16 protein-coding genes are annotated in these 16254 nt (G+C 68.3%); 9 read left to right on the top strand and 7 right to left on the bottom strand.

Translation table 11 applies throughout. From position 1 onward, the window contains the following. Window positions 1–8: 8 nt before the first annotated feature. On the top strand, window positions 9–1706 hold the full coding sequence (locus tag SNAS_RS22410; protein ID WP_013019754.1) for a DEAD/DEAH box helicase: 1698 nt from the start codon (window positions 9–11) through the stop codon (window positions 1704–1706). Window positions 1707–1838: 132 nt separating this feature from the next. Here SNAS_RS22410 and SNAS_RS22405 read toward each other — a convergent pair whose 3' ends face one another. The 3 genes from SNAS_RS22405 to SNAS_RS22395 all read right to left on the bottom strand — a co-directional run bounded on the left by SNAS_RS22405 (window position 1839) and on the right by SNAS_RS22395 (window position 4783). Beyond that, window positions 1839–2078, bottom strand: a complete 240-nt coding sequence (locus tag SNAS_RS22405) for a DUF7455 domain-containing protein (RefSeq protein WP_013019753.1) — start codon at window positions 2076–2078, stop codon at window positions 1839–1841. Between the two features lie 268 nt (window positions 2079–2346). Continuing rightward, entirely contained in the window at window positions 2347–4026 is a 1680-nt protein-coding gene (locus SNAS_RS22400) for an RNA polymerase sigma factor (protein WP_013019752.1), read from the bottom strand. 238 nt (window positions 4027–4264) lie between these two features. Continuing rightward, window positions 4265–4783: a LytR C-terminal domain-containing protein gene (locus SNAS_RS22395; protein ID WP_013019751.1), complete on the bottom strand. Its 519-nt coding sequence runs from the start codon at window positions 4781–4783 to the stop codon at window positions 4265–4267. Window positions 4784–5019: 236 nt separating this feature from the next. Between SNAS_RS22395 and SNAS_RS22390 the strand changes: the two genes are divergently transcribed. Further along, window positions 5020–5319 carry a DUF4193 domain-containing protein gene (locus tag SNAS_RS22390; RefSeq protein ID WP_013019750.1) on the top strand — a complete coding sequence of 100 codons (300 nt, stop codon included), beginning with the start codon at window positions 5020–5022 and terminating at the stop codon, window positions 5317–5319. A 33-nt stretch (window positions 5320–5352) separates the two neighbouring features. Here SNAS_RS22390 and SNAS_RS22385 read toward each other — a convergent pair whose 3' ends face one another. After that, window positions 5353–5859 (bottom strand): DUF3093 domain-containing protein, encoded by a 507-nt coding sequence (locus SNAS_RS22385; RefSeq protein WP_013019749.1) that lies wholly within the window; start codon window positions 5857–5859, stop codon window positions 5353–5355. A gap of 48 nt (window positions 5860–5907) precedes the next feature. On the opposite strand from SNAS_RS22385, the gene dut reads away from it, so the two are divergent. From dut to SNAS_RS22365, 4 genes are read left to right on the top strand one after another with little or no spacing between them, the layout of a single operon-like run. Beyond that, the gene (gene dut, locus SNAS_RS22380) at window positions 5908–6414 is read left to right on the top strand and encodes a dUTP diphosphatase (RefSeq protein WP_013019748.1); all 507 of its coding nucleotides are present in this window, start codon (window positions 5908–5910) and stop codon (window positions 6412–6414) included. A 2-nt stretch (window positions 6415–6416) separates the two neighbouring features. Further along, window positions 6417–7148: a DUF3710 domain-containing protein gene (locus SNAS_RS22375; RefSeq protein WP_013019747.1), complete on the top strand. Its 732-nt coding sequence runs from the start codon at window positions 6417–6419 to the stop codon at window positions 7146–7148. 23 nt (window positions 7149–7171) lie between these two features. Next, complete coding sequence (locus SNAS_RS22370; RefSeq protein ID WP_013019746.1) at window positions 7172–7555, top strand: OB-fold nucleic acid binding domain-containing protein; 384 nt, start codon at window positions 7172–7174, stop codon at window positions 7553–7555. 16 nt (window positions 7556–7571) lie between these two features. Continuing rightward, on the top strand, window positions 7572–8285 hold the full coding sequence (locus SNAS_RS22365; protein WP_013019745.1) for a DUF3159 domain-containing protein: 714 nt from the start codon (window positions 7572–7574) through the stop codon (window positions 8283–8285). Between the two features lie 75 nt (window positions 8286–8360). Here SNAS_RS22365 and SNAS_RS22360 read toward each other — a convergent pair whose 3' ends face one another. Both SNAS_RS22360 and SNAS_RS22355 read right to left on the bottom strand, forming a co-directional pair. Further along, on the bottom strand, window positions 8361–9029 hold the full coding sequence (locus SNAS_RS22360; protein WP_013019744.1) for a potassium channel family protein: 669 nt from the start codon (window positions 9027–9029) through the stop codon (window positions 8361–8363). Continuing rightward, window positions 9029–9694 (bottom strand): potassium channel family protein, encoded by a 666-nt coding sequence (locus SNAS_RS22355; RefSeq protein ID WP_013019743.1) that lies wholly within the window; start codon window positions 9692–9694, stop codon window positions 9029–9031. The genes SNAS_RS22360 and SNAS_RS22355 overlap by 1 nt, the downstream gene beginning before the upstream one ends. 100 nt (window positions 9695–9794) lie before the next feature. On the opposite strand from SNAS_RS22355, the gene SNAS_RS22350 reads away from it, so the two are divergent. Together SNAS_RS22350 and SNAS_RS22345 are read left to right on the top strand one after the other, a co-directional pair. After that, a complete protein-coding gene (locus SNAS_RS22350) occupies window positions 9795–11762 on the top strand; it encodes an APC family permease (protein ID WP_013019742.1) in 1968 nt (655 codons plus the stop codon). Continuing rightward, a complete protein-coding gene (locus tag SNAS_RS22345; RefSeq protein ID WP_013019741.1) occupies window positions 11759–12922 on the top strand; it encodes a class I SAM-dependent RNA methyltransferase in 1164 nt (387 codons plus the stop codon). Before SNAS_RS22350 ends, SNAS_RS22345 begins: the two co-directional genes overlap by 4 nt. Before the next feature lie 153 nt (window positions 12923–13075). Here the strand turns inward: SNAS_RS22345 and SNAS_RS33120 are convergent, their stop codons facing one another. After that, window positions 13076–14113, bottom strand: a complete 1038-nt coding sequence (locus SNAS_RS33120; RefSeq protein ID WP_013019740.1) for an amidohydrolase family protein — start codon at window positions 14111–14113, stop codon at window positions 13076–13078. Between the two features lie 167 nt (window positions 14114–14280). On the opposite strand from SNAS_RS33120, the gene dxs reads away from it, so the two are divergent. Next, on the top strand, window positions 14281–16215 hold the full coding sequence (gene dxs / locus SNAS_RS22335; RefSeq protein WP_013019739.1) for a 1-deoxy-D-xylulose-5-phosphate synthase: 1935 nt from the start codon (window positions 14281–14283) through the stop codon (window positions 16213–16215). The last annotated feature ends 39 nt before the right edge of the window (window positions 16216–16254 follow it).

The raw sequence follows: 16254 nt of genomic DNA, 5'->3' as shown, positions 1-16254 counted from the left end.
GGCGGACCATGCCCGTGATCGACCGGGACTCATTGCCTCCATTGCGGACCTGGCAGCGCAAGGCCATGGTCGCGTACCACCGCAACGCCGCCGAGGACTTCCTCGCCGTGGCCACCCCCGGAGCCGGGAAGACCACCTTCGCGCTGCGGATCGCCCTGGACCTGCTGGACAGCGGCATCGTGTCGCAGGTGACGGTCGTGGCACCCACCGAGCACCTGAAGACACAGTGGTCGCAGGCCGCGGCGAGGGTGGGCATCAACCTGGACCCCACCTTCCGCAACGCCGACGTCTTCCTGTCCAACGACTTCCACGGCGCCGTGGTCACCTACGCCCAGGTCGGCGCCGACCCGTCGGTCCACAAACGCCGGACCCTGGCCAGGCCCACCCTGGTGATCCTGGACGAGATCCACCACGCCGGTGACGCCCGCTCCTGGGGCGAGGGCGTGCAGGCCGCGTTCACGCCCGCCGTGCGCCGTCTGGCCCTGACCGGTACCCCGTTCCGCTCCGACGACAACCCGATCCCGTTCGTGTCCTACGAGCACGGCGCCGACGGCAGTCTGCGGTCCCGCCCCGACTCGGTCTACGGCTACACCCACGCCCTGACCGACGGCGTGGTCCGCCCCGTCATGTTCATCGCCTACTCCGGCCAGGCCCGCTGGCGCTCCAGCGCGGGCGAGGAGCTGTCGGTGCGGCTGGGCGAACCGCTCACCAAGGACCTCACCGCGCAGGCCTGGCGCACCGCCCTGGACCCGCTGGGGGAGTGGATCCCGCAGGTGCTGCGGGCCGCCGACTCGCGCCTCAACGCGCTGCGGGCCGCCGGAATGCCCGACGCGGGCGGCCTGGTCATCGCCTCCGACCAGAACTCGGCCCGCGCCTACTCCAAGATCCTGGGCACCATCACCGGTGAACGTCCCGCCCTGGTCCTTTCCGACGACGCCGGATCCAGCGACCGGATCGCGAAGTTCACCGAATCCGACGAACGCTGGATGATCGCCGTGCGCATGGTCAGCGAGGGTGTCGACATCCCGCGGCTCGCGGTGGGCGTCTACGCCACCAACGCCCACACCCCGCTGTTCTTCGCCCAGGCCATCGGACGCTTCGTGCGGTCCCGCCGCCGCGGCGAGACCGCCTCGGTGTTCGTGCCCAGTGTCGCGCCCATCCTGGAGCTGGCCGCCCAACTGGAGGCCGACCGCGACCACGTCATCGCCCCCGAGACCGACACCGACCCCGAGGACCTGCTCGCCGAGGCGCAGCGCCAACGCGACGAACCCGACGGTCTGCGCGGCGAACGCGAGACCCTCGCGGCGACCGCCGAGCTCGACCAGGTCATCTTCGACGGGGCCTCCTTCGGCACCCCGATCCAGCCCGGCTCCCCCGAGGAGGAGGAGTTCCTCGGCCTGCCGGGCCTGCTCACCCCCGAGCAGGTCTCGATGCTGTTGCAGAAACGCCAGGCCGACCAACTGTCCACCGCCCGCCCGGGCGCTCAGGCCAGCGTCAAGACCGAGACCCGGCCGCTGTCGGCGGCCGAACGCCGCATCGCGTTGCGCAAGCAGCTCAACGCCCTGGTTTCGGCCCAGCACCACGCCACCAACGTCCCGCACGGCAAGATCCACGCCGAACTGCGCCGCCGCTGCGGCGGTCCCCCCAGCGCCCAGGCCACCATCGAACAACTCGAACAGCGCATCGAGGCCATCAAGGACCTCTGAGAAAATTCTCCCGCCCAACCATCCTTTCGGGTGATAACCCGACACAAAAAAGCCCGGCCGAAACAGCCGGGCACCATAAAGGCGCGGCCGGACCCGTGTGAAGTCCAGCCGCGCCTAAAAGCTTGTCAACGCTTAGTTCTTGGAGGCAAGCATGTCACTTCCGCGCCAGTCGAACTCCGCGTCGGCGATGAAGTCGACCGCGATCTTGGCGAGGTTCTCGGCGTACTTGTTGGCGTGGTGACCGCAGAAAACGAGGTCGTCTCCGCCAGCGAGGGTGATGCGCAGCTTCGCCGAAGCGCTACACCGGTCGCAGCGCTCACCGGAGACCGGGCGTGCCTGCGTCTCGGGTGGGGGCGTCAGGGTGGGTGTCATGGCCTCTCCTTCGGCTGTGATGTTTCGTCACAGTTGACACTAATACTGCTCTTACCCCGCGAGGGGTTCGATCGAACTTCATCCTGCAACACGCGCGCCACCGTGGGGCTTCCCGGTCGCGACGGGTCTCACAATCGGTAACTCACCTCCGGCAGAGCCGTAGGCAGATCACGGTATCCGACGGACGACCGCTTCGACAACCCGACGACACGGTCGTTCCTGCATACCGCAGATGCACCGTCGATTATGCCCCCTGTCTGCGACATTTCTAGTCGAGGTAGTCGCGCAGAACCTGGGAGCGGGACGGGTGCCGCAGCTTCGACATCGTCTTGGACTCGATCTGCCGGATCCGCTCCCGCGTCACTCCGTAGACCTGCCCGATCTCGTCCAAAGTGCGCGGTTGACCGTCGGTGAGACCGAAGCGCAGCCGTACCACGCCCGCCTCACGTTCCGACAGGGTCTGCAACACCTGCTGCAACTGGCCCTGCAACAACGAGAACGACACCGCGTCGACGGCCACGACCGCCTCGGAGTCCTCGATGAAGTCACCCAGCTGGCTGTCGCCCTCGTCGCCGATGGTCTGGTCCAGCGAGATCGGCTCGCGCGCGTACTGCTGGATCTCCAGGACCTTCTCCGGGGAGATGTCCATCTCCTTGGCCAGTTCCTCCGGCGCGGGTTCGCGTCCGAGGTCCTGCAGCAGCTCGCGCTGGATCCGGCCCAGCTTGTTGATGACCTCGACCATGTGCACCGGTATCCGGATGGTGCGGGCCTGGTCGGCCATGGCGCGGGTGATGGCCTGGCGGATCCACCAGGTGGCGTAGGTGGAGAACTTGAAGCCCTTGGTGTAGTCGAACTTCTCCACGGCGCGGATCAGGCCGAGGTTGCCCTCCTGAATCAGGTCCAGGAACGCCATGCCGCGACCGGTGTAGCGCTTGGCCAGCGACACCACCAGCCGCAGGTTCGCGGCCAGCAGGTGGTTCTTGGCGCGGTCGCCGTCGCGGGTGACCCATTCCAGGTCCCGGCGGACCTGGGTCGGGATCTCCTCGCCGGCCTCCTTGAGCTGACGCAGCCGCTCGACGGCGTACAAACCCGCCTCGATGCGCTTGGCCAGTTCGACTTCCTGGGCCGCGTTCAGCAGCGGCACCTTGCCGATCTGCTTGAGGTAGGCGCGTACCGAGTCCGCCGAGGCGGTCATCTCGGCGTCCTTGCGGGCCTGCTTCAGCGCCTCGGAGTCCTCGTCGTCCCAGTCGAAGCCGTCCGAGCCCTCGCCGTCCTCGTCCTTCTTGCCGTCCTTCTTGGACGACTTCTTGGCGGTCTTCTTCGCGGACTTGCGGGTTGACTTCTTGGCGGCGGCCTCGGCGGCGAGGTCGTCATCGCCCTCGGCGGCGGCCAGGTCGGCGGCGGTCGGCTCCTCGTCGCCGTTGGCGTCGGTGGCCTTCTTGGCGGTCGCCTTCTTCGCCGTCTTCTTGACGGCGGCCTTGGTGGCCTTCTTGGCGGTCTTCTTCGCCGCGGTCTTCTTGGCCGCGGTCTTGGCCTCGCCGTCAGCCTGCTCGACGTCGGTGAGCTCGGCGTCGGTCGCGGCCTCGTCCGTCGCCTTCTTCTTGGCGGTGGTCTTCTTGGCCGCGGCCTTGGTGGCCTTCTTGGCCGCCTTCTTCGCCGCCGGCTGCTTGGTCTCGGCCTTGGCCGTGGTCGCCTTGGAGGCGGCGGTCGCCGAGCGCGCCGCCGGAACCGCACGGCGCGGCTTGGCCGAGTCGTCCACGACGACGGTCACGTCGGCGTTGGCCAGGGCGCGCAGGATCTTCTTGCCCTGCGCCGGGGCCACCTGCGCCGACTCAAGGAATGTGGCAACCTCGGCGGAGGCGAGTTGACCACCCCGTTCGCCTGCCAGTTGGAGCAGCGATTCCGTGAGTGAACGGACATCAGTACCGTTGGGGCTCGCGTCTGTCACGAACTACCTTCCGAGGCTTTTGGGCGGGCAAGACCGGACCCGGTGAGAATACGCACCGGTCGGGTCTGGCATTTCTTGGCTTGTGAACCCTCGTGGCGTCTTTTGGCCGCGCGGGCAGGCGTGAATTGTAACGCTGCGTTTCACGGAATAGCCACCACCAATGCCATTGTCCCGCGAAGGTGTTGGGGGACATTGGAACTCAACGAAGTCGGCGCGTCGTTTCGCGGACATTCTTCCATTACTCGATCGCGCAGGTTCCTTCGGGGGCTTCCGGGCGGCCGATGATGCCGACCTCGTTGCGAGCGTCGCTTTCGGTGTTGACCTGTTGGAACCCGTCGAACAGGATGATCTCGACGAAGTCGTTCTCGTTCTTCAGGTCGAAGACGGCGGTGTCGTCGGCGAAGTAGGAACGCAGCAGATGCCCACCGCCCAGCGCCTTCGGGCCATAGTGGATCTCTACCGAACTCTTGCCCTCATCCTTTTTGGATTCACCGGTGTCCTCGATCTTGAAGCCGTACTCCTTCAGCGATCCGGCGGCCGAACCGGCCAGATCGGAGGTGTTGGTGGCGTTGAGGACCTTCACGCTGACTTGGTGGGGTTCGGGCAGCGTGACGTCGACCGGTATGTCACCGGGCTCGCAATTCTCGCGGCCTGCCGCCGTCTGGGAGTCGTTCGCGATCGCGTACCACGATGTCGACACCGCGATCAGTATGAGGACTCCCACGACGATCAAGGCGCGGACTTGCGTTATACGCACTCTGCCTCCCCGCGTCGGATGTTGCCGATGAGGCTATCGTGTGCCGAAACTTGATCGGAAATCGGGTTTATGGACCCCGACAATGTCGCCTGGATCACATTGGGAACAACTGTCGGGTACCCGACGTATAGAGGATCCGCGAGCGAGGTAAGGTACCGCGCTCGCGGGGAGGAGTCCGTTGGGGCGGGAACTCCTCGCGGCTAGGTTAACCAACCACAGTGGGAGTGAAACAGGTTATGGCTACCGACTACGACGCGCCGCGCCGCGACACCGAGGAATCTGGGGATGACAGTCTGGAAGAGCTGAAGGCGCGCCGCGCCGACGCGCAATCGGGCAGTGTGGATGTTGACGAGGCTGAGGTCGCAGAGAATTTTGAGCTGCCTGGAGCTGATCTCGCCGACGAAGAGTTGACGGTGAAGGTTTTGCCGATGCAGAACGACGAATTCCGTTGCTCGAGCTGCTTCTTGGTCCACCATCGCAGCCAGCTTGCCTCCCAGAAGAAGGGCAAGCTGATCTGCCGTGACTGCGCCGCGTGAGGCGGCCGCCGGGGGCCGTCACGCGGGTGGCGGTCACGAACGCGCCGAGCTGGAGGGCTCGCGCCGGGGGGAATCGGAATCCGTCTCGGCGCGAGTCAGCGCGTCCCGCAGCCGCTCCGGCCGGCGGGTAGAGACGATCCAGTACGGGGTGGGATCTTCGTCGTCGACGACCTCGACGCGCACCGCCGAGCGGACCCAGGGCCGCTGGATGACGAAGGCCAGCGGATGCAACTGCGCCGACAGGGCGTCGCGCACCCGGGAGTCGCGCAGCACCTCGACCGTGCCCACGCATTCCAGCGGGAGTCGCGCGTCGTCCACCCGGAACTCCTCCGCGTCGACCCGGACGCGGATTCGCCCGGCCCACCACAACAGCGCCACCGTCGCCGGGAGCAGAATGGTGAAGGGCAACCACGTCACCAAGCCCGGAACACCGAGCCCGATCTCCACGGCCAGGCCACTGGCCACGAGCAAGGCGATGGGCCACCACCACAGTGGGACGGTGAGCCGCTCGTCGAAGGCGGTACGGTCTGCGGAGGCCATGTGGCCGAGCCTACCGGCAGCCAACTTTGAGAATCTGGGACGGCAAGAGTGAGCGCGAACGACGTCACGGTGCAGGTACGTCGACTTGACCAGGGGCTACCCCTGCCCGAATACGCCAAACCCGGCGACGCGGGCGCCGACCTGTACGCCGCCGGTGACGTGACCCTGGCGCCGGGACAGCGCGCGCTCGTCCCCACCGGGGTCGCCGTGGCGCTGCCGACCGGATATGTCGGACTCGTACACCCCCGTTCCGGTCTGGCCGCTCGATGCGGTGTGACGGTGCTCAACGCGCCCGGTACGGTCGACGCCGGTTACCGCGGTGAGATTCGCGTCAACCTCGTCAACACCGACACGACCCAGCCGGTGACCCTGCTCCGCGGCGACCGCATCGCGCAGTTGGTCGTCCAGCGGGTGGAGCGGGCCGGTTTTCACGAAGTGGACGAACTTCCCGCCTCGGAACGCGGTGCGGCGGGGCACGGATCGACCGGTGGATTCCCACAGTCGACCGGATCGATGAACATGGCCGCTACCGGCCATGGGAAAGATGGAGAATAACTGTGTTTGGACGTAAGCGTCGGCGCCAGGAAGAAGAAGCCGTCGAAGAGACCGTCGACGTCGTGGAAGACGACGCCGCCCCCGAAGCGACGACGGGGCCCTACGACGCCGCCGACGCTCCCGAAGACGACGAGCAGCACCTCGACCTGGGCAGCATGCGGATCCCGGCGCTGGCCGGACTGAAGGTCGGCGTCGCCAGCGACGAACGCGGCAACACCCGCCCCGAGGTCGTCATCTCCACCGAGGACAGCGTGATGCGGCTGCTGGCCTGCGCCGCGCCCCGCACCGAGGGCATCTGGGACGAGGTACGCGCCGAACTGGCCGAATCGCTGTCCAAACAGGGCGGCAAGGTCGAGGAGATCGAGGACGGCCCCTACGGCGCCGAACTGCGGGCCCAGCAGCCCGCCGGTCAGAACGACACCGTGACGATCCGCTTCGTCGGCATCGACGGCCCCCGCTGGTTCCTGCGGGTCATGTTCCAGGGCGCCTGCGCCACCGACCCCGAGGCCGCGCCGGTCCTGGACGAGTGCCTGCGGGGCGTCGTCGTCGACCGTGGCGTGGAGGCGATGCCGGTGCGCGAGCCGCTGACATTGCGGCTGACGCCCGAGATGGCCGAGCAGCAGAAGAAGCAGGCCGAGAGCGCGGCCGCGACCGAGGCACCCGCCAAGGCCAACGGCGCCGAACGCGCCGGAGCCCGCAAACGCAAGCCGTCCCCCAAACCGCGCAAGCGCTGAGACCACGCGAAGCGACCGGACCGATGCCGGAGCACAACCGACGCCGCTGGGCCGAGATCCTGCGCCGTCTCACCGCCAGCGAAGAAGACCTGTACGCCGACCAGGTGCGCGCCGAGAGCGCCAAGTCGGGCTGCCGCAGCTGCGACTCGCTGGAGCGGGGAGTGGTCGCGAAGGTCTCCGGACGCATCACCACGGTCACCTTCACGCCGGTGGCGACCATGCCGGTGCTGGAGGCCGAACTGTACGACGGCACCTCGACGGTGGTCCTGGCCTGGCTGGGCCGCCGCCGTATCGTGGGAATCGAACCCGGACGCCGCCTCATCGCGGCCGGGCGGGTAGCGATCCGTGACGAGGACCGTAGGGTTATCTACAACCCGTGGTACGAGATCGCCGACACGGGTGGCTGAAACAGGAAGGGAAGTCATGTCCGAGGAATCGCGCGTGCGAGCCGGACTCGTCGACGACGGCGGTGAACCCCAGCCGCGTCCCTCAGCCCCACGCGATGACGACGACCTGCCGCCCATGACCGAACAGGTCGCCCAGCAACTGGGGGGAGTGCGGGGGCTGGTCGAATCGGGCATCCCGGTCGGCGTCTTCGTCCTGATCAACGTGATCTGGGAGGCCCTGTACTGGGCGATCGGCTTCGCCGTCGGCACGGCGGTGGCCATCGCGGTGCTGCGGCTGATCCGCAAGGAGTCGATCCGGCACGCCGTCAACGGCCTGTTCGGCATCGCGCTGGGCGCCTGGCTGGCCTGGCGCAGCGGCGACGAGGGCGACTTCTACTGGCCCGGCATCATCCAGGGCCTGGCCTACGCGGCCGTGCTCATGGGCTCGGTGGCGGTCCGGCACCCGCTGGTGGGCTGGTTCTGGTCCATCATCGCCGGAGGCGGCAAGCACGCCTGGCGCGAGGACCGTCGCCTGGTGCGGGTCTTCGGCTGGCTGACCATGCTGTGGGGCGTGGTGTTCCTGGCCAAGAACCTGCTGCGGCTGTGGCTTCGCCTGGGCGACATGGACACCGCGCTGGGCGTGGTGACCCTGGTCGGCGGCTACCCGGTGACTGGCCTGCTGATCCTGATCTCGATCGCGGTCGTCCGCAAGACCCACCCGGGAATGACCCTCAAGCTGAAGGCCAGCTAAGGCTGGCCAAGCCTGCTCTCAGCCAGACGGGACTACCGTCGAAGGTGGGGAGGAGGATGGCGGCCCCCGGGGGCGTCAGTTCCGGTACTTGCCGAGGACGACCTCGCGGACCGAGTCCTCAGCGTCCTCGGTGCACACGAACACCAGCTCGTCGCCCGCCTCGACGGTGTCGTCGGGGGACGGCGGGATGACGCGCTTGCCGCGCAGGATCGCCACCAGCGCGGCGTCCGGGGGCAGCGGCATCTGCTGCACCGTCTGGCCCACGTACGGGGCTCCGGTCGGCAGCGTGATCTCGACGAGGTTGGCCTGGCTCTGGCGGAACGACAGCAGTCGCACCAGGTCGCCGACGCTGACGGCCTCCTCGACCAGTGCCGCCAGCAGTCGGGGCTTGCTGACCGACACGTCGACACCCCACTGCTCGGTGAACAGCCACTCGTTCTCGGCGCGGTTGACGCGGGCCACGACGCGGGGGACCGCGAACTCGGTCTTGGCCAGCAGGGACACCACCAGGTTCACCTTGTCGTCGCCGGTCGCTGCCACGACGACGTCGCAGTCCTGGATCCGGGCCTGTTGCAGGCTCGACAGCTCGCAGGCGTCGGCCAGCAGCCATTCGGCGCTGCCGACCCGCGAGGGGGCGAACATCTTCGGCGACCGCTCGATGAGCAGCACCTCGTGGTCGTTGCCGATGAGCTCGGTGGCGATGGACCGTCCGACGTTTCCGGCTCCGGCGATGGCGACGCGCATCAGTCGCTCCCTTCAACGGCGGTGGCGGCCACCGAACGGACCGAGGCTTTGATCTCGTCGGTCACCAGCATGAACACCTGGTCACCGTCCTGCAGGACCGTGGACTCGGTGGGCAGCGTGCCCAGACCGAAGCGCATCAGGTACGCGACGCGGGCGCCGGTGGCCTTCTCCAGGCCGTGCACGGTGCGGCCGATCCAGGTCGGGTCGACGGGCACCTCGATGAGCGACACCGTCGCGGTCGGGTCGCGCCACAGCGGTGTCTGTTCGTCCGGCAGCAGGTACCGCAGGAACCGGTCGGCCGTCCAGCGCACCGTCGCGATGGTGGGGATGCCCAGCCGTTCGTAGACGATGGCCCGCTGCGAGTCGTAGATGCGGGCGACGACGGTCTTGACGTTGTACAGCTCGCGCGCCACCCGCGCGGCGATGATGTTCGAGTTGTCGCCCGAGGACACCGCCGCGAACGCGTCGGCGCGGGCGATGCCCGCCTCGGTGAGGATCTGCCGGTCGAAGCCGACGCCCGTGATGGACTGGCCCTCGAACTCCGCGCCCAGCCGCCGAAACGCCTCCGGGTTCTGGTCGATGATCGCGACCGAGTGGTCCCGCGAGGACAGATGCTGGGCGAGCGCGGCGCCGACCCGGCCACACCCCATGATCACCACATGCACAGCTTGAGCGTCCTTTGCCGTCCTGCGAAGTCTGAGTTGAACCCACGTAGTCTGTCATGCGGCCCGTTCACGTTTCCGCTGCCTGGTTAGGCTACCCGTCGTGGCTCGTCCGACTTCCGTAGTCAAGCGCCTGTTGCTTGGCCGACCGTTCCACTCCGAGCGGTTGTCACACACCCTGCTGCCCAAACGCATCGCGCTGCCGGTCTTCTCCTCCGACCCGCTGTCGTCGGTGGCGTACGCGCCGGAGCAGATCTTCCTGACGCTGAGCGTCGCCGGAACCGGTGCCTACATCTTCTCCGGCTGGGTGGGTCTGTTCATCGCGCTGGTGATGATCGCGGTGGTCGCGTCGTACCGGCAGAACGTCAACGCCTATCCGTCGGGCGGCGGCGACTACGAGGTCGCCACGGTCAACCATTCGCCGTCGTGGGGGCTGGTGGTGGCCAGCGCGCTGCTGGTCGACTACATCCTCACCGTCGCGGTGTCGATCTCGGCGGCGGCGGCCAACATCGGTTCGGCGGTGCCGTTCGTCAACGACCACAAGATCCTGTTCTCGGTGGTGGCGATCGCCCTGCTGACGGCGATCAACCTGCGCGGCATGAAGGAGTCGGGCGCCGCGTTCGCCATCCCCACCTACGCGTTCGTGGTGGGCATCTTCGCGCTCATCGTGACCGGCCTGTTCCGGTACTTCGTCATGGGCGACGACCTGCGCGCCGCCAGCGCCGACTTCGACATCGTCGACTCCGATCCCGGGCTGGCCGGGGCGGGGCTGGTGTTCCTGCTGCTGCGCACCTTCGCGTCCGGCTGTGCGGCGCTGACGGGTGTCGAGGCGATCGCCAACGGCGTCCCGGCGTTCAAACCCCCCAAGGGCCGCAACGCCGCCACGACGCTGTTGATGATGGGCATCCTGGCGATCAGCATGTTCATGGGACTGATCGCGCTGGCCCGGATCACCGAGGTCAAGATGGCCGAGCATCCGGACGAACTCATCGGCGCCCCCAACGACTACATCCAGGAGACGCTCCTGGTCCAGTTGTCGCGCACCGTCTTCGACGGTTTCACGCCCGGCTTCGTGTTCGTCACCGCCGTCACCGGACTGATCCTGGTGCTGGCGGCCAACACGGCGTTCAACGGTTTCCCGGTGCTGGGCTCGATCCTGGCCCAGGACCGCTACCTGCCCCGGCAGCTGCACACCCGTGGCGACAAGCTCGCCTTCTCCAACGGCATCATCCTGCTGGCCCTGTTCGCGGTCGTGCTGGTGCTGGCCTTCGGCGCCGACGAACACCGGCTGATCCAGCTGTACATCGTCGGCGTGTTCGTGTCGTTCGTGCTGTCGCAAAGCGGCATGATCCGGCACTGGAACCGACTGCTGCGCACCGAACGCGACAAGAAGACCCGGCTGCGGATGCGCCGCTCCCAGGTCATCAATTCCTTCGGTCTGCTCATGACGGCCTCGGTGCTGGTCATCGTGATCATCACCAAGTTCTCGCACGGCGCCTGGATCTCCATTGTGGCCATGGCGGTCCTGTTCGTCATCATGCGCTCCATCCGGCGCCACTACCGCAAGGTGTCGGCCGAACTCAACCCGCCGGAGGGCAAGGCGCCGCTGCCGTCGCGCAACCACGTCATCGTCCTGGTCAGCAAGGTCCACCAGCCGATGATCCGGGCCCTCACCTACGCCAAGGCCACCCGCCCCGACACCCTCACCGCGCTGACGGTCAATGTGGACGACAGCGACACCCGCGAGTTGCAGGCCGAATGGGACCGCCGCAAGATCTCCATCCCGCTGACGGTCGTCGACTCCCCCTACCGCGAGATCACCGGCCCGATCGTCGACTACGTCAAGTCCGTCAAACGCAAGTCGCCGCGCGAGGTCGTCACGGTCTTCATCCCCGAGTACGTCGTCGGCCACTGGTGGGAGAACCTGCTGCACAACCAGAGCGCGCTGCGCATCAAGAGCCGCCTGCGTTTCGAGCCCGGCGTCATGGTCACCAGCGTCCCGTGGCAACTGGCCTCCAGCGAAGGCCGTAACCTGGACAAACTAGACAGCCGACTGACGGGACGTTCATGATCGTCGACATCGGGCCCGTCGCGCACGGCGGCGCCTGCGTCGCCCGCCACGAGGGCCGCGTCATCTTCGTCCGCCACGCCCTGCCCGGCGAACGCGTCCGGGTAGAGATCACCGAACGCAAGAAGAGCTACTGGCGCGGCGACGCCGTCGAGATCCTCGACGCCTCCCCCGACCGCGTCCCCGCCCCGTGCCGATACGCGGGCACCTGCGGCGGCTGCGACTTCCAGCACGTCTCGGCCGCCGGCCAGCTCCGCCTCAAGACGGCGGTCCTGCGCGAACAGCTCACCCGCCTGGCCGGGCTCCCCGAATCCGAGGTGTCGGACTACACCGTCGAGGCCCTGCCCGGCGGCCTGCTCGGCTGGCGCACCCGCATGCAGTACTCAGTGGACAACACCGGCCGCCCGGGGCTGCGCGGCCACCGTTCCCGCGACCTGGTCCCGATCGACGACTGCCTCATCGCCGACGATCGCATCCGCGCCACCGACGTCCTGGGCCGCAACTGGAAGGGCTCCAACGTCGTCGGCGTGGCCGCCTCGGACGCGGACGAGGTCTCCGTCTACACCCAGCGCGACCGCCGCGGCAAAGCCCGCCTCGTCTCGGGCCCCCCGCTGGCCGAACACATCGTCTCCGGCCACTGGTTCCGCCTCGACGCGGAAGCCTTCTGGCAACCCCACACCCTGGCCGCCGACACCCTCGCCTCCCGGGTCACCGAACTCAGCCAACCCGCCGACGCCGAAACCGTCTGGGACCTCTACGCGGGCGCGGGCCTGTTCGCGGCCGTCCTCGCCGACGAGGTCGGCCCCTCGGGCCGAGTCATCGCCGTCGAATCCGACACCCGCGCCGCCACGGCCGCCAACCTCGCCGACCTACCCCAGGTCGAGGTCCGCCGCTCCGACGTCGCCGAAGCCGTCCACCACCTGCCCAGCCCCGACATCGTGGTCCTGGACCCACCCCGCTCCGGCGCCGGAGCCGACCTCGTCAAAGCGATCGCGGCGGCCGCGCCCCGCGTCATCACCTACGTCGCCTGCGACCCCGCCGCACTGGCTCGCGACCTGAAGACGTTCGCCGCCAACGGCTACAGCATTTCCACATTGGAAGCCTACGATGCCTTCCCGATGACCCACCACTTCGAGACGATCGCGGTACTGCGGCGCGACTGACCTGGCGTGCTATCGCGCGATCTGCGGGCCGTGGGCGTCCGCGAAAACCGACTTCGACGACGTGAAGGAAGTCGAGAGCATCATCAGTGACGCGGTCGTGGCCGCCGAGTCCGGCGAGGTTGAGCCGGTCGAACCCTTCGAGGACTAGCCGCGTCATACGCCGGGAGAGCAAAGGTCGCCGGATTCAACGGTTGCGGCGACGTGGGGCGTTAACACGCTGGCGGGGGCGGCGTCGACGTCGGCGCGTAGGGCGGTCTTGCGGTCGGGGGTGGTGAAGGCGGCGTCGATCGCGTTGCGGGTCAGCCGGGACAGGTCCGATTCGGACAGTCCTAGGCGGGACGCGAGGGTGTACTCGTGGTCGATGGTGGTGCCGAACTGGATGGGGTTGTCGGTGCCCAGGGCGACGGGGATGTTCGCGTCGAGGAAGCGGCGGAGCGGGTGGTCGGCCAGGGTGGGGACCGCGCCGAGGATGAGGTTGGCCGTGAGGCAGACCTCGATGGTGATGCCGCGGGCGGCCAGCAGTTCGAGGAGCCACGGGTCGGTGGGGGCGTGGGTGGCGTGGCCGATGCGGGTGACGCCGTCCATGCAGGCCACCGCGGCGATGTTGGCGGAGGAGAACTCGCCCGCGTGGACCGTGACGCCGAGGCCCGCGTCGGTGGCCGCGTCGACCACTTTGCGGCCGGTCTGCCAGTCGGCTTCGCTGGAGTAGGGGACGTTGAGGAGGTCGACGCCCGCCAGGCCTTCGGCGGCCGCGCGGCGGCACTCGGCGATGGCCGCGTCGAGGCGTTCGGGTTCCTGCCACAGCAGGAGGCTGGCCACGGCTTCGGCGCGGAAGCCGGGGTACTTGGCGGCGACCTTCTCCTCCGCCTGCCGGAACAGGGGCATGAAGACCGGACGCATCACGGTGTCGTGGCCGAAGCGCAGTTCGGTGTAGCAGGAACCGGCCGCGGCGGACTCTTCGAGGGCGTCGGTGACGCGTTCGACGAAGGCGTCGTCGGTGTCGGCTTCGGCGGGGGCGGGGAAGACGCGGGACAGGCGCTGCAACCTGGCGACGCCGGGAGGGACCTGGGTGGTGAGTGTTTCTCGCCAGGTTTTCCAGTCGAAGGGGACGCGCGAATGCCGCCGCGCGAGTACCCGATCGAGTCGTGGCGACCATTCCTGGTGCAGGTGCAGGTCGGCTTTCAGCAGCATGTTCGGGATCATCTCACTGTGGGGACCGGGTTCTTGTATATCCGGGCGCGGCGCGTCCGCGTCGGCTTTTGCCAGATATCCGACACAACGTCGAATACGGCGGCCACGCTCACCAACGCCGTGTGGAGGCGCGGTTCACGCGGGGGCTGCCGTTAGACTCGGCGCTTATGAACCGCGGAGACTCCGCTGCGGCGGGAGAACTACTGAGCACCCTGACCAGCCTGGCCGAGTTCAAGAAATTGCCGGTCGAAGCGCTGCCGAGCCTGGCGGCGGAGATCCGGGACTTCCTGGTCGACCGGGTGTCGCGCACCGGGGGGCACATCGGGCCCAACCTGGGCGTGGTGGAGCTGACCATGGCGCTGCACCGGGTGTTCGACTCCCCGCACGACCGGATCGTCTTCGACACCGGGCACCAGTCGTACGTGCACAAGATCCTCACCGGCCGGGCCGAGCGCTTCGACAAGATGCGCAAACGCGGCGGGCTGACCGGTTACCCGTCGCAGTCCGAGAGCCGTCACGACCTGGTGGAGAACTGCCACGCGTCCACCGCTCTGTCCTATGCGGATGGTCTGGCGAAGGCGACCGTGGTGCGCGGCGACAACCGGCACGTGGTCGCCATCGTCGGCGACGGCGCGCTGACCGGCGGCATGTGCTGGGAGGCGCTGAACAACATCGCCGCCCGCAAGGACCTGCCGCTGGTGATCGTCGTCAACGACAACGGCCGCTCCTACGCCCCGACCATCGGCGGGCTGGCCAACCACCTGGCTACGCTGCGGCTGAACCCGTCCTACGAGAAGATGCTCGACACGGTCAAGGACGCGCTGGGCCGCACTCCGGTGGTGGGGCAGCCGCTGTTCGAGGCGATGCACGCCGTCAAACGCGGCATCAAGGACGCGGTGGCGCCGCAGGCCATGTTCGAGGACCTCGGCATCAAGTACTTCGGTCCGGTGGACGGCCACGACCTGGACGCGATGACCAGCGCGCTGGAGCGCGCCAAGGGCTTCGGCGGTCCGGTGATCGTCCACGCCATCACGCAGAAGGGCAAGGGTTACCAGCCCGCCGAGGACGAGCCCGACGACCAGATGCACCAGTCCAACGCCTTCGACCCCGACACCGGGCAGGCGCTGCCGGGCGGTGGCGGCGTCAAGTGGACCTCGGTGTTCGCCGACGAGCTGGTGGCCGTGGCCGACGAGCGCCCCGACGTCGTGGGCATCACCGCTGCGATGGCCAAGTCCACCGGTATCGCGAAGCTCGCCGACAAGCATCCCGACCGGGCCTTCGACGTCGGCATCGCCGAGCAGCACGCCGTCACCTCGGCGGCCGGGATGGCGCTGGCGGGGCTGCACCCGGTGGTCGCGGTGTACTCGACGTTCCTCAACCGGGCCTTCGACCAGGTCGCGCTGGACGTGGCCATGCACAAGCTGCCGGTGACGTTCGTGCTGGACCGTTCCGGCATCACCGGCCCGGACGGGCCCAGCCACTACGGCATCTGGGACATGTCGGTGTTCCGCGCGATCCCGGGCCTGCGCATCGCCGCTCCCCGGGACGCTGAGACGCTGCGGGAGGAGTTCCGCGAGGCGCTCGACGTGAATGACGCGCCGACGATCGTGCGCATCCCGACCGGCACCATCAGCGCGGAACTGCCCGCGATCGAAAACGTCGACGGCGTGGACGTCATGGCGCGCGGCGAGACCAAGGACGTCCTGTTGGTGGCGTGCGGTTCCTTCGTCGGTTCGGCGCTGGACGCCGCGGCCCGGGTCACCGAGCACGGTTTCGGTGTCACCGTCGTGGACCCGCGTTGGGTGGCGCCGGTGCCGCGGGCGCTGACGTCGATGGCCGCCGAGCACCGGCTGGTGGTGACCGTCGAGGACGGGCTGCGCACCGGTGGTTTCGGTGACGCGCTGGCCAAGTCGCTGCGCGACGCCGAGGTGGACACGCCGCTGCGGGACCTCGGGGTGGCGGCGGGCTGGCACGAGCACGGCACCCGTGACGAGCTGCTGGCCGACCTGGGCCTGACCACCCAGGACCTGTCGCGCGCGATCACCGAGACGATCCTGAAGATCGCCGAGGCCGACGCCGAACCGTTGCGCGTCGACGGCTGACAGACCAATGCGAAGGGCCGCCTCCCGAAATCGGGAGGC

Source organism: Stackebrandtia nassauensis DSM 44728, from assembly GCF_000024545.1.
Classification (GTDB): domain Bacteria; phylum Actinomycetota; class Actinomycetes; order Mycobacteriales; family Micromonosporaceae; genus Stackebrandtia; species Stackebrandtia nassauensis.
Note: the sequence above shows the minus strand (reverse complement) of the source record. Positions and strands in the feature narration are given on the sequence as shown.

Coding starts and splice junctions, on each gene's coding strand:
- SNAS_RS22410 (WP_013019754.1), top strand. CDS start 9: ATGCCCGTGATCGACCGGGACTCATTGCCTCCATTGCGGACCTGGCAG.
- SNAS_RS22405 (WP_013019753.1), bottom strand. CDS start 2,078: ATGACACCCACCCTGACGCCCCCACCCGAGACGCAGGCACGCCCGGTC.
- SNAS_RS22390 (WP_013019750.1), top strand. CDS start 5,020: ATGGCTACCGACTACGACGCGCCGCGCCGCGACACCGAGGAATCTGGG.
- SNAS_RS22385 (WP_013019749.1), bottom strand. CDS start 5,859: ATGGCCTCCGCAGACCGTACCGCCTTCGACGAGCGGCTCACCGTCCCA.
- SNAS_RS22370 (WP_013019746.1), top strand. CDS start 7,172: ATGCCGGAGCACAACCGACGCCGCTGGGCCGAGATCCTGCGCCGTCTC.
- SNAS_RS22365 (WP_013019745.1), top strand. CDS start 7,572: ATGTCCGAGGAATCGCGCGTGCGAGCCGGACTCGTCGACGACGGCGGT.
- SNAS_RS22360 (WP_013019744.1), bottom strand. CDS start 9,029: ATGCGCGTCGCCATCGCCGGAGCCGGAAACGTCGGACGGTCCATCGCC.
- SNAS_RS22345 (WP_013019741.1), top strand. CDS start 11,759: ATGATCGTCGACATCGGGCCCGTCGCGCACGGCGGCGCCTGCGTCGCC.
- SNAS_RS33120 (WP_013019740.1), bottom strand. CDS start 14,113: ATGCTGCTGAAAGCCGACCTGCACCTGCACCAGGAATGGTCGCCACGA.
- dxs (WP_013019739.1), top strand. CDS start 14,281: ATGAACCGCGGAGACTCCGCTGCGGCGGGAGAACTACTGAGCACCCTG.